This window comes from Nocardia sp. NPDC127579 (assembly GCF_042672005.1).
GTDB lineage: Bacteria > Actinomycetota > Actinomycetes > Mycobacteriales > Mycobacteriaceae > Nocardia.
In genome coordinates this window covers 190,954-207,042 of the sequence record NZ_JBHXVZ010000005.1, presented here as the reverse complement: position 1 = coordinate 207,042, position 16,089 = coordinate 190,954, and the positions used below count along the sequence as shown (strand labels likewise).

Sequence of the window (16,089 nt, the reverse complement as noted above, 5' to 3'; positions counted from 1 at the left end):
GGAATCTCCGCGGGCATCGTCTCGCTACAGGCTGGAGTGCGTGCCAGGAAGTGAAACGCGGTGGGGGAAAACGGCAGTGGCGAGGGGTCGGCGCAGGCGCGCGGGGAGGGCGGCGAACAAGGCCGACATGGCGGTGGCGGTGCCGCGCAGATCGGCCCGGCCGGAGAGGTAGGCGCGTTGCAGGTGTGGGGGGAGGGTGAAGAAGGCGTCGAAGAAGAGCGGCAGATCGGCCGGGGGCAGGGCGAGCAGGGCTCGCAGGCCCGCGGTGCGCAGGGCGTGGACGGTGCGGGCGGATATCGGCCATACGGATTCACCGGCCGCCACGGTGTCCGCCGCGGCGAGGGTGGCGGCGACGCTGTAACCCGTTGCGGGGTGCAGGAATCCGCCTGCGGCGCCGAAGCGGTCGCCGCCGGGCCGACCGCCTTCGACCGGGAAGCGCACGCGCTCGACCGGTTCGGTGCCGTCGAGTTCGATTCCGCGCGAACGCAGTCGGTGTTCGAGGCGGAGGCGTAGTTCGCGGGGGTCCACCGCGGGCCGCCCGGCCAGGCAGGTCTCCTCGAGCAACATCCGGTCCGCGCCGAGCGGCACGGCGTACAGGAAGGACAGCGGCGCAGCTGGATTCGCGCCGTTGTCGGTGCGCCAGTCCATGAACAGCGGCTCGAACCGTGATCCCGCGACGACGACACCGTAGGCTGTTTGTTCGGCACGCCGCGGTGAACGCGCCAACCCACGAGCATCGACCACTCGGTCACCGGTGACCGTCGCGCCCGACGCCAACCGCACCGCGTTCCGGTCGACCTCGATCGCCCGGTCCGAGATGATCTGTGCCCCACCGATATCCAGTTCCTCCTGGAGTCTCGCCGAGTCGAGCACCACGTACGTCCGGTCCAGCTCGTGCCGCCGCGCACCCCACGCCGCCGGTCGCGGCACCCGCGCCGCGATGACGGCGGGATCCAGCCAGCCGGGCAACTCGTCGAGCCACGCCGCGTAGGTGGCCGTCCAGCGCCGGTGCGGCGCGGGATCGATCACCGTCACCGTCGATCCCCGCCGCAGGCACCGGTACGCCAGCGCTCGCCCGGCCGGCCCCGCACCGCACACAACGATATTCGCGCGGTGCGGTACGACTGCCTGCATTCGGTGGTCCTCGGGTCGCCGGTCGGATTCGCCAGCCTAGCGCTGGAGCCGAGTGGTCCGATCTCGCGCCACTGGATTCGTACCGTGCCGCGCGTCCTGCCGTCGGTGCGCGCGGATCAGATGCCGCCGGTGGCGAGCAGACCGCCGTCGACGCGGATCGTCTCGCCGGTGATCCAGGCCGCGTCCTCGGAGCTGAGGAAGGCGATGAGCCGGGCCACATCCTCGGGGGAGCCGAGGCGCTTCATCGGGTAGACGCTGGCCGCTCGCTCTTCGTCGGCCGAGTAGAGCGCGTCGGCGAACTTGGTCTTGATGACGCCCGGCGCCACCGCGTTCACCCGGATCTTGGGCCCGAGCTGCCAGGCCAGCTCGTCGGTGAGCCGGATCAGCGCGGCCTTGGACGCCCCGTACGCGGCGATCACGCCGGTCGAGCGGATACCCGCCACACTGGCGACATTGACCACCGCGCCGCCGTGCTCACCCATCCAGGCCCGGTACGCCTCCTGGATGTACCCCAGTGCCGCAACGACATTCACATCGAAGATCTTGCGCACCGCATCCAGGTCGGCCTCCATCAGCGACCCGAACACCGGATTGATCCCGGTGTTGTTGACCAGGATGTCGATCGACCCGAACTCGGCCACCACCCGCTGCACCGCCGCCGCCCGGCTCTCCGCGTCCCCGGAATTCCCTGCCAGCGCGATCACCTGCCCCTTGTGCCCCAGCTCCCGCAACTCCGCCGCCGCCTGCTCGAGCGGCTCCGGCTTACGCGCGGTGATCAGCACATTCGCCCCCCGCCGCAGCAACTCCGCCGCCACGGCCTTCCCGATCCCCCGGCTCGCGCCGCTGACCAGTGCACTCTTGCCCAACAGGTTTTCGCTCATGTGACGGCACGCTACTTCAGTCGGCTGATCTGTGTGAAGGCGCCCCGGATCGGCGGCGTGGTGCCCGCACGCCGAAAGCATGGGCGGTTCGTGCGTGGCCGGGCGGGTTCCAAGTGGTCCATGCGCGCACTGGTTCTGGTGGCTCCGACCGCGGCCGCGGACAAGGCGTGCGGCAACGATCGTTGTCTCATCCTGGACACCATCTGCACTGCGGAACGCTGGTTGAGGTCGCGGTCGAGCCGCAGCAGCCGAGCAAGCAGCAAGCGGACCGCGCGACTGGGCCGATCATGAAGAACCTGAAGGTCACCATCGAACGGTCGGAGTAGCGGCCCATTCCGCGGCGCGCCGCGGGGGCGCCTGCGTACTGTGCCCGGAGTCGGTTCGTTGCTGGAAGGTCCGTTCGTTGTCGTCGTTGGTGCCGGGAGTTCTCGCCTGGCCGCTGATCCTGTGTATCGCCGGTCTGGTGGTGGGACGGTTCCTGTTCTTTCGCGCGGCGGCGGTCGACGTGGTGGTCAACCGGCTGTTCGGGTGGGGGCTGGCGGCGCTGCTGCTGTTCCGTTTTCCGGCGCCGGCGGCGGCGCTGTGCTGCGTCGTGGTGGCGACCACGCAGTTGCACGCGCTCGGGTACGCCCGCCACGACGACTTGACCACGGCCACGGTGCGCCGTCGTCGGCGGTCGAGTGGGCTCGTCGCGGCGCTGTCGGTACTGGCACTGGGGGTGGCGGGTGCGACGGTGTACGGCACCGGGCGGCCGTTCGAGCTGGATCGCAGCTGGACCGGGCTCGTGATCGCGGTCGCGGTCGGTATCCCGACGGTGATGAATACCGGTGCCTTCGTGCGCGGCGTCGTGCGTGAGTATCGGGGCGGGAATCTGGTCGACGCGGAGCGGGTCGTCGTCGCGGCGATGGTGCTCAGCACCGTGTTCGTGTGGGTTACCGGTGTGCTCTCGGTGGCGCAACTCGCGCTCGGGTGGCCACGATTGGGCCCTCATCTGCCGCGCATGGAGCTGGCGTTCCTGGCGGGGATGGTCGTCAATGCCGTGCCGCCGCTGTTTCCGTTGGTCATGGCGCTGCTCGACGCGGTCGGCCTCGATCGGGAGGGCCGCGTCTGCCGGCGACTGGATCCGCTGTGGCGCGACCTCACGTCCGCGGTGCCGGAGATCGTGATGCACCCGGCTTCGAGCGCGGGGACCCGCAGCCGCATGTTCCGGATGACGGTCGAGATCCGGGACGCGCTACTGCATCTCGCGCCCTACATGCCCGCCGATCGGCCGCACGGTGACGCGATCGAGGATTACGCGACCCGGGTCGCGCACGCGGTGCGCGCGCGACAGGCAGGCTCGGCCCCGCGCGGGGTGCCGGTCGTGACCGGACCGCACGGTGCGGGCGATTTCGAGACCGACCTCGGGCAGTTGCTCGAACTGTCGCGGGTCTGGCGGCGCGCGAGCCGGTAGCGCCGTAGTCGGCGCGGCGTGTTCGCGCTGGTCCGGGGTGATCCTCCATTACGGTCGGCGTCCATGACATCGATGCGTAGCGGTCGCTGGACCGCCGCCGCCGTACTCGCGGGATTGCTCTGTGTCACCAATTCACCAGTCGCAGTGGCTTTCCCGGCCCCCGACCAGGATGTGTCCCGGCTGCTCGCGGCGACTCTGTGCGAGACCTCCTGGAACTACACGGAGTCCGGTTTGCAGGCCATCGCGGCCGCGCAGAACATGTACGCCACCGAGATGCTGAAGTGGCCGCACGAGGAGGCCCGCCGCCGGATGTTCGGTGCACCCGAGGCCACCAACGACGCGCGCCGCAAGGCCTGTGCGGACCGCGAGAAATACCTGGCGCTGGTCGCCGAGCTGGAGCGGCAGTACGCGGGGGCGGTCAAGAAGGAATACCTGGGCGCGGCCAAGCGTGAGCGATTCCAGGAGGAGCGCCGGGTCGCGTACGAGCGGGCGGTCTGCCTGGATCTGCCGGATGTGCAGCGCAAGGGCGGTTCGCCGTCCACCGCGATCTGGAATCGCTGCCGGTCCCAGGGGCTGCTTTCGTAACGAGTCTTGCACGGTGCAATACACCACCGAAGGTCACGAGAAGACCTGGGGCGGTATCGATTTGAGTACTATACGGCGTCAGTTTCGTCAATTAGCATTGCTCACTATGTTTGGAATTGGTGAGTGGTTCCATCGGATCACGCGCTGCATGGATACCGAGCTGAGCCTGGCCAGGCTGCGGCGCAAGCAAACCCTCGCGGACGTGGTGGCGGGGCGAACCGTGCTGATCACCGGCGCGTCCTCGGGGATCGGGCGCGCCGCGGCCCTGCTCATCGGCGCGGCCGGCGCGACGGTCGGCCTCGTCGCCCGCCGCGAGGAGGAACTGCGCGAGGTCGCCAAGGAGATCGAGACCCTCGGCGGCAAACCGTATGTATACCCCTGTGATCTCACCGATTTCGACGCGCTCGACGCCATGGTGGAGCAGGTGCTCGCCGACCACGGCGGCGTGGACGTGCTGATCAACAACGCGGGCCGGTCGATTCGCCGCCGGCTGGACGAATCCTATGACCGGCCACACGACTACGACCGCACCATGCAGCTGAACTACCAGGCTCCGGTGCGGTTGATGCTGGCCGTGGTGCCCGGCATGCGGGAACGGCAGTACGGCTCGATCGTCAATGTGCTCTCGATCGCCAATATGTCCGGGGCACCCGGATACGCCGCCTACGCGGCGTCCAAGGCCGCTCTGGACTCGCTATGCGCGAACTTACAGGTCGAAACCCGTTCCGATAACGTGCGTTTCACCTCGGTGTTCATGCCGATGGTGCGCACCGCCATGCTGGCGCCGAACCAGATCTACAAGGACGCGCGCGCGTTGACCCCGGAGCAGGCCGCGCACGCCATCGCCGCGGGCGTCATCGATCGCCCGCGACGTGTCGCTCCGATCCTCGGGCGGCTCACCGTGCTCCTGGATCAGATCATCCCGGAGAAGCTGGACAACATCCGCGCCAAGTTCTTTCGTCAGGGGATGTGAACCTCAGCCGGTTGTGATCTCGGTTCGCAGCCCCTCGGCCCAGCTGCGGGCCTGGGCCAGGTCTTCCGCGTTCGGCCGTCCCTTGCGAATACCGCCGACCGGTTTGAACGGCAGGTAGGTATCGAAGGCGCGGCACGAGTAGGTGCCGACCACATCGAATCCCTTGTGCCCCAGCGCTTCGACCATCGGCCGCGAGAACCGCTGGAGTCCCGCGTCGGGAAAACCGCTGGTGGCGAAGACGAATGCCTTCGTTCCCGATACCTGCGGCAGCGTCCGTACGAACTCCCGCAGGTCGGCGTGGAAGGAACCCAGGAAGATGCCGGACCCGAACCCGACCAGGTCGTACCCGTCCAGCTCGGCCTGATCCGGTGTGACCACCCGGGCGTCGAGCACCTCCCCGATGACATCGGCCACCCGCTTCGTATTGCCATGCGACACCGACGTACACACGATGACGGCCTTCATCCCTGACCTTCCCTTCTCCGAGCGACTCGGAACTCCCGCCGCCAGCCTAGCCGCCGGCGCGGCTCCGGCGATTCAGGGTGCGCCCGCCCAGGATCGCAGCGGCCAGACCGAGGCCCATGGCGGCCCACGCGCCGACGATGCCGTTGCCGGTGCCCGGGCCACCGGCGGCGGTGACGGCGAAGATCGTGCCGGCTGTCAGGCTGAGCGCGCCGAGGGTGCGGGCGGCGAGGGCGGTGCGGCGCGAGGCCGAGCGCAACGCCCGGAGTGCAAGGGCGACGGCGGCCAGCCCGACCAGTGCGGTGAGGGTGGGGCCGAGACGTCCGGAGGTCATGCCGGTGGTGGCAGCGAGAGTGATCATGGCTTCAGCATGGGCATTGGACCGGCGGCGGGCATCCGCCGGGAACAGGCTCTTTCGCCTACCGCGGGGGTTGCGGTTCCGCGCGGGGATACCGCGTACGTAGTAGTGCGGAAGTCTCCGTGCGCAGGTGTTGCCCGCGCGGCCGCGGGGCTATGGTTCAGCCATGCGAGGACGACTCGGAGACTGGGCGATCGGCGTCGCGGTCGCGGCCGTCGTCCTGGTCGCGGGTCTTGCCGAACGCCCCGAGTCCGGCCTTGCCCCAGTGGGATACGGGCTGCTGGTACTCAGTGGGCTGGCGTTGGTCTGGCGGCGGCGGGCACCGGTCCCGGTGCTGGTGGCGACCGGCGCGTGTGCGCTGGGATATCAGGCGATCGGAATCGATGTGCCCGCGGTCGCGTTCGTTCTCGCGGTGTACGCGGGCGTGCGCGCGGGACACCGGATCGTCACGGTGGCCGTGGCGGTGCTGGTGCTGGCCACCCTCCCGCTCGCGGTGCTGGTGTCGGTGCACGCGGCCGGGGTGGCATTCGCCCAGGCCCGAGGTGCGCTCGAGATCGCCTGGCTGATCGCGGCGGGTGCGGCGGGCGAAGCGCTGCGGCAGGCCGAACAGCGCGCGGACGAGGCCGAGCGAACCCGCGAGGAGACCGCGCGCCGCCGAGCCGACGCGGAGCGATTGCACATCGCACGCGAACTACACGATTCGCTCACCCATCAGATCTCGGTGATCAAGGTGCAGTCCGAAGCCGCCGTGCACGTGGCGCGCCGACGCGGCGAGGCGGTGCCGGAGCAGTTGCTGGCCATCCGGCAGGCGGGCCGGGAAGCGGCCCGGGAACTGCGCGCGACGCTCGAGGCGCTGCGCGACGACGACACCGTGCCACGCCCCGGTCTCGCCCACGTCCCGGATCTCGTGACCACCACCCGGGCAACGGGTTTGGACGCCACGCTGGCGATCGCGGGGGAGCCCCGCGATCTGCCGGTCACCCTCGACCGCACCGGCTACCGGATCGTCCAGGAATCGCTGACGAACATCACCCGCCACGCCGACGCCGCGACCGTCCGGGTACGCATCGACTATCGCCCAGACACCCTGGTCATCCGGGTCGACGACGACGGCCGGGCCGACCCGCGCCGCCCGCCCGCGCCGGGCGTCGGACTGCTCGGCATGCGAGAACGGGTGACCGCACTCGGCGGCGAACTGCACGCCGCGCCCCGAACCGCGGGCGGATTCTCGGTCCAGGCCGAATTGCCGGTGGACCCGGCATGATTCGTGTCCTGCTGGTCGACGACCAGCCGCTCATCCGCAGCGGCTTTCGCGCCCTGCTCGAACTCGAGGACGATATCGAGGTGGTGGCGGAGGCAGCCGACGGCCGCGCGGGCCTGGAACTGGCCCGGCGGCACCGCCCCGATATCGCGCTCGTCGATATCCAGATGCCGGTGACGGACGGTATCGAGACCACCCGGCAGATCGCCGCCGACCCCGAATTGGCCGGCGTGCACGTCGTCGTACTGACCAATTACGGTCTGGACGAGTACGTTTTCCACGCGTTGCGGGCGGGCGCCGCGGGATTCCTGGTGAAGGACATCGAGCCGGAGGACTTCCTGCACGCGGTCCGGGTCGCGGCCCGCGGTGACGCCCTGCTCGCACCGTCGATCACCCGTCGCCTGATCGACCGGTTCGTCACCCAGCCGCTCGCGCCCCGCGTCACCTCCGGGCTGGAGGAACTGACCGTGCGCGAGCGTGAGGCGGTAGCCCTTGTCGCGCAGGGGCTCTCGAACGACGAGATCGCCGCCCGCATGGTGATCAGCCCGCTCACCGCCAAAACGCATGTGCATCGGGCCATGACGAAGCTGCACGCACGTGATCGGGCCCAACTGGTCGTTCTCGCTTACGAATCCGGCCTGGTCACGCCGCGACCGCGGTGACCGGGGCCGGATGCGCCGCGCGGCTCAGCAGACGGCCGATCGCATCCGCCACCTCCACCGGCCGCTCCATGATCACCGAATGCCCCGCGCCCTCGAGCAACACCAGATCGCAGTAGTCGACGGCGGCCGCCATGGCGACCGAATGCGCCTGCGGTGTCATGAGATCCGCGCCACCGCACAGCACCAGCGTGGGAATCCGCCCCAGCAGCCGCAGCGCGTCGGTGCGGTCGAAGGCCGCGAAGGCGCTCAGGAATGCCGCCATCGTGACGATCGGGGTCTGATTGCGCATGGCGGCGGCCAGCGCCAGCACGCGCGGGCCGACTCGGCGATCGCCGAACTCGGCGGTGCGGATGACCGGCGCGAATACGGTGGCGGCCACCAGCTTCGCGCGCTGCATCAGCCGCGGCGCGAACGCTACCGCGGTCTGGAACGCCGAGATCAGCGGGTTGCGCAGCAGGCGGCCGAATCCCGCCTCCGCCAGTCCGCCGGCTGCGGTGGCGATCAACGCCACCCCGGCGATCCGGGCGCCCACCTCGTGCGGATTCCGCGCCAGATAGGTGAGCACCGCCATCCCGCCCATCGAATGACCCACCAGCACAACCGATCCCGTCGGTGCCAGCGCGTCGAGCACCGATCGGAGATCGTCGGCGAGCTGTTCGAGGGTGTAGGTGCTGCGGGCCGCGATGCCCGACCCGCCGTGACCGCGATGGTCGTAGCTGACGATCCGGGCGCCGCTGTGGCGCAGCGCGGCCCGCACGTCGGTCCACGATTCGCCCCGAGCGCAATGACCGTGCAGCAGCACCACCGTGTGCCGGGCGTCGCGCGGTCCGCATACCCGAACCGCCAGCAGCACACCGTCGTTCGCCGCGACCAGAACCCGGCGCTCCAGGTGGGTGACGCTGATACTCGACATGGCCGCTCCGGTTCGCTGGAAGAGTTACCCCACTCTGCGTCAGCGCCCGGCCGGACGACACCGCCCCGACGGCTGAGACCCGGGCCCCGCAGGGGGACCGGATCCCCACCCAGGGTGGTGCTACGCGGCCAATTCGGCCACGCGGTCGTGTGCGGCGGCCAGCGACTCGCTGAGCCGATCGCCGCCGAACTCGTCGTTGCCGACGTAGACGAACTCGAGCTCATCGATCCCGATGAAGCCCAACACCGTCCGCAGATACGGTTCGACCTGGTTGAGCGCGGTGAGCGGACCGTCGGCCTGATATCCGCTGTCGCCGGTGGACACGATGACGAACGCGCGTTTGCCCGCGGGCAGCAGTGGGGTGTACGGGTTTTCGGCTTCCGCGTCGAAACCGAAGGTGCGGCCGACGCGCACGATCTGATCGATGTAGGCCTTGAGCATCGCCGGAATCCCGAAGTTGTACATGGGTACGCCGAGCACCAGGACATCGGCGCCGATCAGTTCGTCGACCAGCGCGTCGCTCGTCGCCAGATCCGCCCGCATCCGCGGCGTGCGCCGCGCGGGCTCGGTGAACGCCGCGGCGATCCAGTCCTCGGTCAGATGCGGCGGCGGCGCGACACCCAGGTCGCGGTAGGTCACCGTCACCTCCGGGCGCTGCCGCACCCAGCGGCCGACGAAATCCTCGGTGAGTGCGCGGGTATGCGAACGGGGGCCGCGCGGGCTGGCGTCGAGCTGAAGCAAGGTGGTCATACCGGGAAGCGTGCCCGAGCCTGCGACCACGCGTAAGAGCGCACAATTCTGTGACTCGGTACCATTTTTGTCACCATGACGCGACGCAAAGACGACCTCCACCTGGACTGCCCCATCGAAGTCACCCTCGATGTGATCGGCGGCAAATGGAAGGGCATGGTGCTCTACCAGCTGATGCTGGGGGCGGCACGGTTCAACGAACTGCGCCGCGTGATTCCCGGCGCGACCCAGCGCATGCTCACCCTGCAACTGCGCGAACTCGAACGCGACGGGGTGATCACCCGCACCGTCTACCCCGAGGTCCCGCCGCGCGTCGAATACGACCTCACACCGCTCGGACGTGAGCTGGGGCCGCTGCTGGACCTCATGGAACAGTGGGGCGAACGGTATCGCGCCGAAGTCCGGGGCCCGATCGCCGAGGCGGGCTGAGCCGCAGCGCGTCCACCGCGAGCCGCGCCGCCCGCGACATGGCCAGATCGATATCGAGCCGGCGCGAGCCCAATTCGCCGGAGCGGGCGAACAGGGCCAGCGCGTAGCGGCCGCCGTCCGGATACTCGACCACGCCTGCCTCCATGTGCAGTCCGGGCAGGGTGCCGGTTTTCGAGGCGACCCGCACCTCGTCGGGGAAGCCCGCGGCGATCCGGGTCCAGAAGATCTGGTGGCGCAACAGGTTCCGGGTCGCGGCGCAGGCCGCGGGGGTGCCCGCGGTGTCCTGCCAGATCATGGCGAGCAGGCGGGTGATCTCGCGGGCCGTGCTCGAGGTGGTGTGCTCCGGCTGGAACACCCGCATGTCCGCCACCTGCTCGGCGGTGAGTGTGGGATAGATCGCGGCGAACTCGCCGCCGTCGCGGGCGCCCACGTCGGCGAGCATCGACTCCAGGAGCTGGCGCGGCCCGCCGATGACGCGGGTGCGGTCCAGGCCGAGCTCGGCGGCCAGCAGCGCTGGAGTGTCCCGGCCGATCCGGTGCAGCAGCAGATCGGCAGCGGTGTTGTCGCTCACCGACATCGCGAAGTACGCCAGATCGCGCAGCGAGACCTCGATGTCGTCCGCGCAGCCCGCGGTGCCCCAGCCGCCCAGCCGATCCGCGGCGCGGATCAGCACGCGCTCGGCCGGATCCAGCTGGCCCGCGTCCACCTGGCGGCAGAACTCCAGCACCAGCAGGATCTTGAAGATCGACGCGATCACCACCTGCTCGTCGGCGCCGAGCTCGACCTGTCGGCCGTCGGCCAGATCAAGTGCGTGCAGCGTGCCGCGCACCGGGATCTCGTCGAAGAGACGCTGGATCGCTTCGGTACTCATTCCGCCACGATAACCGGGACCGATAGCCGATCGAATATCGTTGTCCGCGTGGATCTCGCTCGGCACCTGCGCTACTTCCTCACCGTCGCTGGGGAACTGCATTTCGGGCGGGCTGCCGAAACTCTCGGCATCGCGCAGCCGCCGCTGAGCCAATCGATCCAGCGGCTGGAACGTGATCTGGGCGTCGTGCTGTTCGACCGGTCGCGGCGCACGATCGCGCTGACCGCGGCCGGTGAGCTGCTGGTCGAGGAGGCGCGCTCGATGCTGGCCGCCGAACAGCGACTGCGGACGCTCATGCGCAAGGCGGGGGCGGGTGAGCTCGGCACGCTGCGGGTAGGTGTGCTCGCGGAGACGCCCGCGCCCACCCTGCGGGCGCTGTCGGGGGCGCTCGCCGAGCAGGCGCCGATGCTCACCATCGACCTCCAGGAACTGACCACCGCCGAGCAATTGCGGCTGCTCGCGACCGCGGAACTGGATGTGGGGCTGGTCCTGCATCCCGTCGACGCCCCCGACCTGGTGTGCGGCCCCACCGCCGCGGTCCCGCTCGGCGTCGCGTTGCCGCGCACCTCCCCACTCGCGCGGCTACCCGAACTCGACCTCGGGGACCTGGCCGGGCACGACCTGATCCTGCCGCCCCGCGCCACCGCCCCCGGCTGGCACGACCACATCCTCGAGGTCTGTGGCGAGCACGGGTTCATCCCCGCCCGCGTCCGCCACGCCCGCGACCAGGAATTCACCCTCGGACTGGTGCTCGCCGGCTCCGGCATCGCCTTCCTCCAGGAGCCCCTGGCCCGTCGCGAACCCCGAATTGCCTGGCGCCCCTTGACCGGTCGCCCGCTCCAGCGCAGCGTCACCACGGTCTGGTCCGCCGCCACCACCCACCCCGCGGTTGCGCGGGTGGCCCGGGCCATCACCACCGTCATGGCCGCTTCCGACGCCCCGGCCACCGCACTGCGCAGCTCCGAGAGTCGGCCGTGGTCGGTCGTCTACGCCCGGAACCCGGTCGACCCGCTGCGCTGACCGCTCGGGTGCGACGGCCGGTTAGCTGGCGCTCTTACGGGTGAATCTTCAGTTTATCTGGGCGACAACGTCTTTCGTCGCGTCGACGATCAGGGCGTTGTCGGTTTCGGCGTTCTCCTGCGCGTGGGTGGTCAGTACCGCGATCAGGATGGGCGCTCCGCCGCCGGCGGGCCAGGTGACCGCTACGTCGTTGGCCGTGCCGTAGGCGCTGGAGGTGCCGGTCTTGTCGCCGGTGGTCCAGTCGGCGGGCAGGCCCGCGCGAATCCGGCTGCCGCCGGTGGTGCTGGCCTTCAACCAGGTCGTCAACTGCTCGCGCTCCGGTGCCGCCAGGACGTCGCCGAGAGTCAGGGCCTGATAATCGCGGGCGATGGCGGCGGGGGTGGTGGTGTCGCGTTCATCGCCGGGGATCGCGGTGTTCACCTCCGGTTCCCAGCGGTCCAGGCGGGTCACCTGATCACCCATACCGCGCAGGAACTCGGTCACCGTCTGCGGACCGCCGAGCAGCTTCAGTACCTCGTTCGCCGCCGCGTTGTCGCTGTAAGCGATTGCGGCATCACACAATTCGCGTACCGTCATGCCGCTGTCGATCCGCTTGCCGCTGACCGCCGAACCCTCGGCCTTCGCCACGTCCGCCTCGGTGAAGCGGATCACCTGCTCGAAGTATCCGGTGGCCAGGGGATGGGCCTTCAGCAGCGCCGCGCAGGCCAGCGTCTTGAATGTGGACAGCATCGGGAAGCGTTCGTCGGCGCGATGCCCGGCGGTCCGGCCGGAGCCGGTGTCGACGGCGAAGACGCCGAGCCGGGCGTGGCGGGTGGTTTCGATCTCGGCCAGCCGGGACACTGCGGTGGGTGCGGCGGTGACGGTCTCGGTGGTATCGGTCCCGCAAGCGCCCACGAGAGGCAGCAGGGCGGCCAGCAGGAGCGCGATCTTGTCGGTCTTGATCATGTCGACACGACATCATGCCGACGGCCCGGATGTCCAAGACCGAAGCGGATGTCGAACGATATTCGAATGCCTATCAGGCCAGCGTGCGGCGTCCGGCGAAATATCGGAGCCGGCCCGCGGCGTTGCACACTCGTATGCCCTTCGCACTCTCGATCCTCGATCTGGCGACCGTCACGCGCGGCCAGACCGCCCGCGACAGCTTCGGCCACAGCGTCGCGCTCGCGCAGACCGCGGAACGTAACGGCTACCGCCGCGTCTGGTACGCCGAACACCACAACATGCGGTCGATCGCGTCCAGCGCCACCAGCGTGCTGATCGGTCATGTCGCCGGTCACACCGAGCGCATTCGGCTCGGCGCGGGCGGCATCATGCTGCCCAACCATTCGCCGCTGGTCATCGCGGAACAGTTCGGCACCCTGGAGTCGCTGTTCCCCGGCCGGATCGACCTCGGGCTCGGCCGCGCGCCCGGCAGTGACCAGAAGACCATGTACGCGCTGCGGCGCGATCCGTCCTCGGCCGAGAACTTCCCGCGCGATGTGCTCGAACTCCAGGGATATCTGACCGGAGATTCGCGGGTGCCCGGTGTGCAGGCCGTGCCGCGAGCGGAAACCGTTGTTCCGCTGTATATCCTGGGTTCGTCGCTGTTCGGCGCGCAGCTCGCCGCGCATCTGGGCCTGCCGTACGCGTTCGCGTCGCACTTCGCCCCGGATGCCCTGCACGAGGCGGTCGCCGTCTACCGCGACGGTTTCAAGCCGTCGGATCAGCTCGCCGAGCCGTATGTCATGGCCGGAGTGAATGTCTTCGCCGCCGACGACCGCGCCGCGGCCATCGAGCAGAAGACCGTCGCCTACCGGGCCCGGGCCCGGGCCATGATCGCCCGCGGCCCCGCCGCCGGCGACTTCACCGACGAGGAGATCGATGCCTTCCTCGCCTCGCCGAACGGCAGCCAACTGTCCGGGATGACGAAGTACACCGCCGTCGGCACCCCGGCCGAGGTACGCGCGTACCTGGACGACTTCGCCGCGTCCCTCGACGCGGACGAGTTGATCACCACCCATCATGCGCAAGGTATCGAGGATCGGCTGCGATCGGTGGAACTGACCGGGCAGGCGGTGCTGGGGGATCACGAAAATGCCACCCTGGAGCCCGCGAGCGACGCTGCTAGGATGCTCGCGCACCACCGTGGCCTGCCTCCACCGGTGCCCGGGCAGTAGAGGCAACACAGGGGGAGGCGATTTCGGGTGGCACTCGAACCCGGAACGGTGGTCGGCGGATACACGGTGATCCGGTTGCTCGGCGTCGGCGGTATGGGCGCGGTGTACCTGGCTCGGCATCCGCGTCTGCCTCGCGATGTCGCGGTGAAAGTGCTGGACACGGCGCTGGGGCGGGATGCGAAAGCGCGAGCGCGGTTCGAGCGCGAGGCCGATATCGCGGCGCGGCTGGATCACGCCAATATCGTTCGGGTACTGGATCGGGGCAGCGCGGGCGATCTGCTGTGGATCGCCATGGCGTTCATCGACGGTCCCGACGCCGAACGGCTCCTGTCCACCCAGCAGCTGACAGCCGAGCGGGCGGTGGGGATCATCGCCCAGGCCGCCGCGGGCTTGGACCACGCACACGAACTCGGTGTCGTGCACCGCGATATCAAACCCGCGAACCTGCTGATCGCGGCGCATCACGATGTGCCAGGCGCCGACCACGTGCTGATCAGTGATTTCGGTATCGCCCGCAGTCTCGACGACACCATCACCATGACGCAGTCGGTCCGAGCGAGTTTCGCCTACGCGGCCCCCGAACTGCTCAGCGGTGAACCCGTCGACCATCGCGTCGACATCTACGCCCTGGGGTGCACGCTGTACCACCTGCTCGCCGGTGCCGTGCCGTTCGCGCGCGCCACCCTCGGCGCCACCATCCACGCACACCTCGCGGCGCCACCCCCACGACTCGCACAGGTGCGCCCCGGCCTGCCGCCGCACCTGGACACGGTCATCGCCACCGCGCTGGCGAAAACCCCCGGCGAGCGATACCCGACCTGTACAGCGTTCGCGCAGGCGGCTTTTCACGCGCTCGACCCGTCGTCCCGGGTCGCGCCGACCATGGTCGCCCCCGCTGGTCCGGTGTGGTCCGGCACTGATCCCATGGTGTCGCCCCCCGGTCTGTCGCAGTCGTCCCCACACCATGGGGTGCCCTCCGCTCCCGGGGCGCCGTCGAGTCCCGCATCACGGTCGGACCCCGCGTTGCTCTCCGATCCTTCGGGGCGGCAATCGGATACGGGGGACCAGCCCCGGCGCGCCGTATCGCGGCGGCGCTTGCTCATCGCCGCCGTGGCGCTACCGGCGGTGGCGGTTCCGGCGGCGGTCGGTCTCGGAGCCTGGCGGAATCGCGCGGCCGCCGGGAGTGCGGCGGCTCCGTCGAGTGCGCACCTGGTCATCGCCCATCCAGCCGCCGTGCACTCGGTCGCCTTCAGTCCGGACGGTACGAAACTGGCCACCGGCTGTGGTGACAAGTCGGTGCGGCTCTGGGACTTTCGGACGCGCCAGCAGGTCGGCCCGGTCATGGACCACATCGACCAGGTCAACGCGGTGGCCTTCGGCCCGGACGGGGTGCTGCTCGCCTCCGCCAGTGCGGACCGCAACGTTCAGCTGTGGGAGGTCGCGACGGGCCGGCGGCGCGGGACGCCGATGCTGCATCCGGCCGTGGTCGACACGGTGGCGTTCAGCCCGGACGGCCGGACGCTGGCCAGTTCCGGGATCGGCAGCCGGGTCCGGCTGTGGAGTGTCGAGCGCACCGAACAGGTGACCACCAATTTCGCGTTCGACCAGCATTCGTATGTCGCGCTGGCGTTCAGCCCGGACGGCACCCGGCTGGCGGGCGGCAGCATCGACCGGCTGGCCTCGGCCTGGGATCCGAGGACCGCCGACGAGATCGGGTTCGGCATGAGCCATTCGAAACCGGTCACCGCGGTCGCGTTCAGCCCCGACAGCAAGCTGCTGGCCACCGCGAGTGACGACGGCGGCGTCCGGCTCTGGGAGACACGCCAGCACGACCTGTGGTTCGGGACCGACATCTTCGCCCATCCGCAGGAGGTGCGGTCACTGGCCTACCACCCCGATGGCACCATGATCGCGGCGGGCATGGCCGGTGATTTCGGAATCCGACTGTGGGACACCAGGACTCGTCAGCAGATCGGTGAACCGCTGCTGGGGCACACCGCCCCGATCACAGCCCTGGCCTTCAGCCCCGACGGCAGGACGCTCGCCTCGAGCGGCGAGGACGATGCGGTCCGGCTCTGGGAAGTCCCCACGCACTGACTAGGGTTGGTGCCCATGACAATCGGGAGAAGGCGGCGGCGGACTGTGTCGCAACGAGCGATGCCCAGCGGATCGGCATCT

At 69.7% G+C, this 16,089-nt stretch carries 17 protein-coding genes; 9 read left to right on the top strand and 8 right to left on the bottom strand.

Annotation, left to right across the window (positions count from 1 at the left end; translation table 11 throughout):
* Nucleotides 1-24: 24 nt before the first annotated feature.
* Nucleotides 25-1,134 (bottom strand): lycopene cyclase family protein, encoded by a 1,110-nt coding sequence (locus ACFVMC_RS19035; RefSeq protein WP_379211906.1) that lies wholly within the window; start codon nucleotides 1,132-1,134, stop codon nucleotides 25-27.
* Between the two features lie 116 nt (nucleotides 1,135-1,250).
* Nucleotides 1,251-2,015 carry an SDR family oxidoreductase gene (locus ACFVMC_RS19030; RefSeq protein WP_379211904.1) on the bottom strand — a complete coding sequence of 255 codons (765 nt, stop codon included), beginning with the start codon at nucleotides 2,013-2,015 and terminating at the stop codon, nucleotides 1,251-1,253.
* Nucleotides 2,016-2,379: 364 nt separating this feature from the next.
* Here ACFVMC_RS19030 and ACFVMC_RS19025 point away from each other — a divergent pair, with 364 nt between their 5' ends.
* The 3 genes from ACFVMC_RS19025 (at nucleotide 2,380) to ACFVMC_RS19015 (ending at nucleotide 5,026) form a co-directional block, all read left to right on the top strand.
* Nucleotides 2,380-3,468 (top strand): MAB_1171c family putative transporter, encoded by a 1,089-nt coding sequence (locus tag ACFVMC_RS19025; RefSeq protein WP_379212419.1) that lies wholly within the window; start codon nucleotides 2,380-2,382, stop codon nucleotides 3,466-3,468.
* Between the two features lie 63 nt (nucleotides 3,469-3,531).
* Nucleotides 3,532-4,053 carry a hypothetical protein gene (locus ACFVMC_RS19020; RefSeq protein ID WP_379211902.1) on the top strand — a complete coding sequence of 174 codons (522 nt, stop codon included), beginning with the start codon at nucleotides 3,532-3,534 and terminating at the stop codon, nucleotides 4,051-4,053.
* 106 nt (nucleotides 4,054-4,159) lie between these two features.
* Nucleotides 4,160-5,026 (top strand): SDR family NAD(P)-dependent oxidoreductase, encoded by an 867-nt coding sequence (locus tag ACFVMC_RS19015; RefSeq protein ID WP_379211900.1) that lies wholly within the window; start codon nucleotides 4,160-4,162, stop codon nucleotides 5,024-5,026.
* A gap of 3 nt (nucleotides 5,027-5,029) precedes the next feature.
* On the opposite strand, the gene ACFVMC_RS19010 is transcribed toward ACFVMC_RS19015, so the two are convergent.
* Both ACFVMC_RS19010 and ACFVMC_RS19005 read right to left on the bottom strand, forming a co-directional pair.
* The gene (locus tag ACFVMC_RS19010) at nucleotides 5,030-5,491 is read right to left on the bottom strand and encodes a flavodoxin family protein (protein WP_379211898.1); all 462 of its coding nucleotides are present in this window, start codon (nucleotides 5,489-5,491) and stop codon (nucleotides 5,030-5,032) included.
* Nucleotides 5,492-5,537: 46 nt separating this feature from the next.
* Nucleotides 5,538-5,849, bottom strand: a complete 312-nt coding sequence (locus tag ACFVMC_RS19005; RefSeq protein WP_379211896.1) for a DUF6223 family protein — start codon at nucleotides 5,847-5,849, stop codon at nucleotides 5,538-5,540.
* A gap of 163 nt (nucleotides 5,850-6,012) precedes the next feature.
* Between ACFVMC_RS19005 and ACFVMC_RS19000 the strand changes: the two genes are divergently transcribed.
* Both ACFVMC_RS19000 and ACFVMC_RS18995 read left to right on the top strand, forming a co-directional pair.
* Nucleotides 6,013-7,110 carry a sensor histidine kinase gene (locus ACFVMC_RS19000; RefSeq protein ID WP_379211894.1) on the top strand — a complete coding sequence of 366 codons (1,098 nt, stop codon included), beginning with the start codon at nucleotides 6,013-6,015 and terminating at the stop codon, nucleotides 7,108-7,110.
* The gene (locus ACFVMC_RS18995; protein WP_379211893.1) at nucleotides 7,107-7,769 is read left to right on the top strand and encodes a response regulator; all 663 of its coding nucleotides are present in this window, start codon (nucleotides 7,107-7,109) and stop codon (nucleotides 7,767-7,769) included. Before ACFVMC_RS19000 ends, ACFVMC_RS18995 begins: the two co-directional genes overlap by 4 nt.
* Here ACFVMC_RS18995 and ACFVMC_RS18990 read toward each other — a convergent pair.
* Together ACFVMC_RS18990 and ACFVMC_RS18985 are read right to left on the bottom strand one after the other, a co-directional pair.
* Nucleotides 7,750-8,682 (bottom strand): alpha/beta fold hydrolase, encoded by a 933-nt coding sequence (locus ACFVMC_RS18990; RefSeq protein ID WP_379211891.1) that lies wholly within the window; start codon nucleotides 8,680-8,682, stop codon nucleotides 7,750-7,752. The genes ACFVMC_RS18995 and ACFVMC_RS18990 overlap by 20 nt on opposite strands.
* A gap of 120 nt (nucleotides 8,683-8,802) precedes the next feature.
* The gene (locus ACFVMC_RS18985; protein ID WP_379211889.1) at nucleotides 8,803-9,432 is read right to left on the bottom strand and encodes an FMN-dependent NADH-azoreductase; all 630 of its coding nucleotides are present in this window, start codon (nucleotides 9,430-9,432) and stop codon (nucleotides 8,803-8,805) included.
* A 75-nt stretch (nucleotides 9,433-9,507) separates the two neighbouring features.
* Between ACFVMC_RS18985 and ACFVMC_RS18980 the strand changes: the two genes are divergently transcribed.
* Nucleotides 9,508-9,861: a winged helix-turn-helix transcriptional regulator gene (locus ACFVMC_RS18980; protein WP_379211888.1), complete on the top strand. Its 354-nt coding sequence runs from the start codon at nucleotides 9,508-9,510 to the stop codon at nucleotides 9,859-9,861.
* Here ACFVMC_RS18980 and ACFVMC_RS18975 read toward each other — a convergent pair.
* The gene (locus ACFVMC_RS18975) at nucleotides 9,797-10,732 is read right to left on the bottom strand and encodes a serine hydrolase (protein WP_379211886.1); all 936 of its coding nucleotides are present in this window, start codon (nucleotides 10,730-10,732) and stop codon (nucleotides 9,797-9,799) included. The two genes, ACFVMC_RS18980 and ACFVMC_RS18975, sit on opposite strands and share 65 nt — an antisense overlap.
* Nucleotides 10,733-10,780: 48 nt before the next feature.
* Between ACFVMC_RS18975 and ACFVMC_RS18970 the strand changes: the two genes are divergently transcribed.
* Nucleotides 10,781-11,752 carry a LysR substrate-binding domain-containing protein gene (locus ACFVMC_RS18970; RefSeq protein WP_379211884.1) on the top strand — a complete coding sequence of 324 codons (972 nt, stop codon included), beginning with the start codon at nucleotides 10,781-10,783 and terminating at the stop codon, nucleotides 11,750-11,752.
* Between the two features lie 48 nt (nucleotides 11,753-11,800).
* Here ACFVMC_RS18970 and bla read toward each other — a convergent pair whose 3' ends face one another.
* The gene (gene bla / locus ACFVMC_RS18965) at nucleotides 11,801-12,697 is read right to left on the bottom strand and encodes a class A beta-lactamase (protein WP_379211882.1); all 897 of its coding nucleotides are present in this window, start codon (nucleotides 12,695-12,697) and stop codon (nucleotides 11,801-11,803) included.
* Between the two features lie 134 nt (nucleotides 12,698-12,831).
* Between bla and ACFVMC_RS18960 the strand changes: the two genes are divergently transcribed.
* Together ACFVMC_RS18960 and ACFVMC_RS18955 are read left to right on the top strand one after the other, a co-directional pair.
* A complete protein-coding gene (locus ACFVMC_RS18960; protein WP_379212417.1) occupies nucleotides 12,832-13,911 on the top strand; it encodes an LLM class flavin-dependent oxidoreductase in 1,080 nt (359 codons plus the stop codon).
* Between the two features lie 27 nt (nucleotides 13,912-13,938).
* The gene (locus ACFVMC_RS18955; RefSeq protein ID WP_379211880.1) at nucleotides 13,939-16,008 is read left to right on the top strand and encodes a WD40 repeat domain-containing serine/threonine protein kinase; all 2,070 of its coding nucleotides are present in this window, start codon (nucleotides 13,939-13,941) and stop codon (nucleotides 16,006-16,008) included.
* Nucleotides 16,009-16,089: the final 81 nt, after the last annotated feature.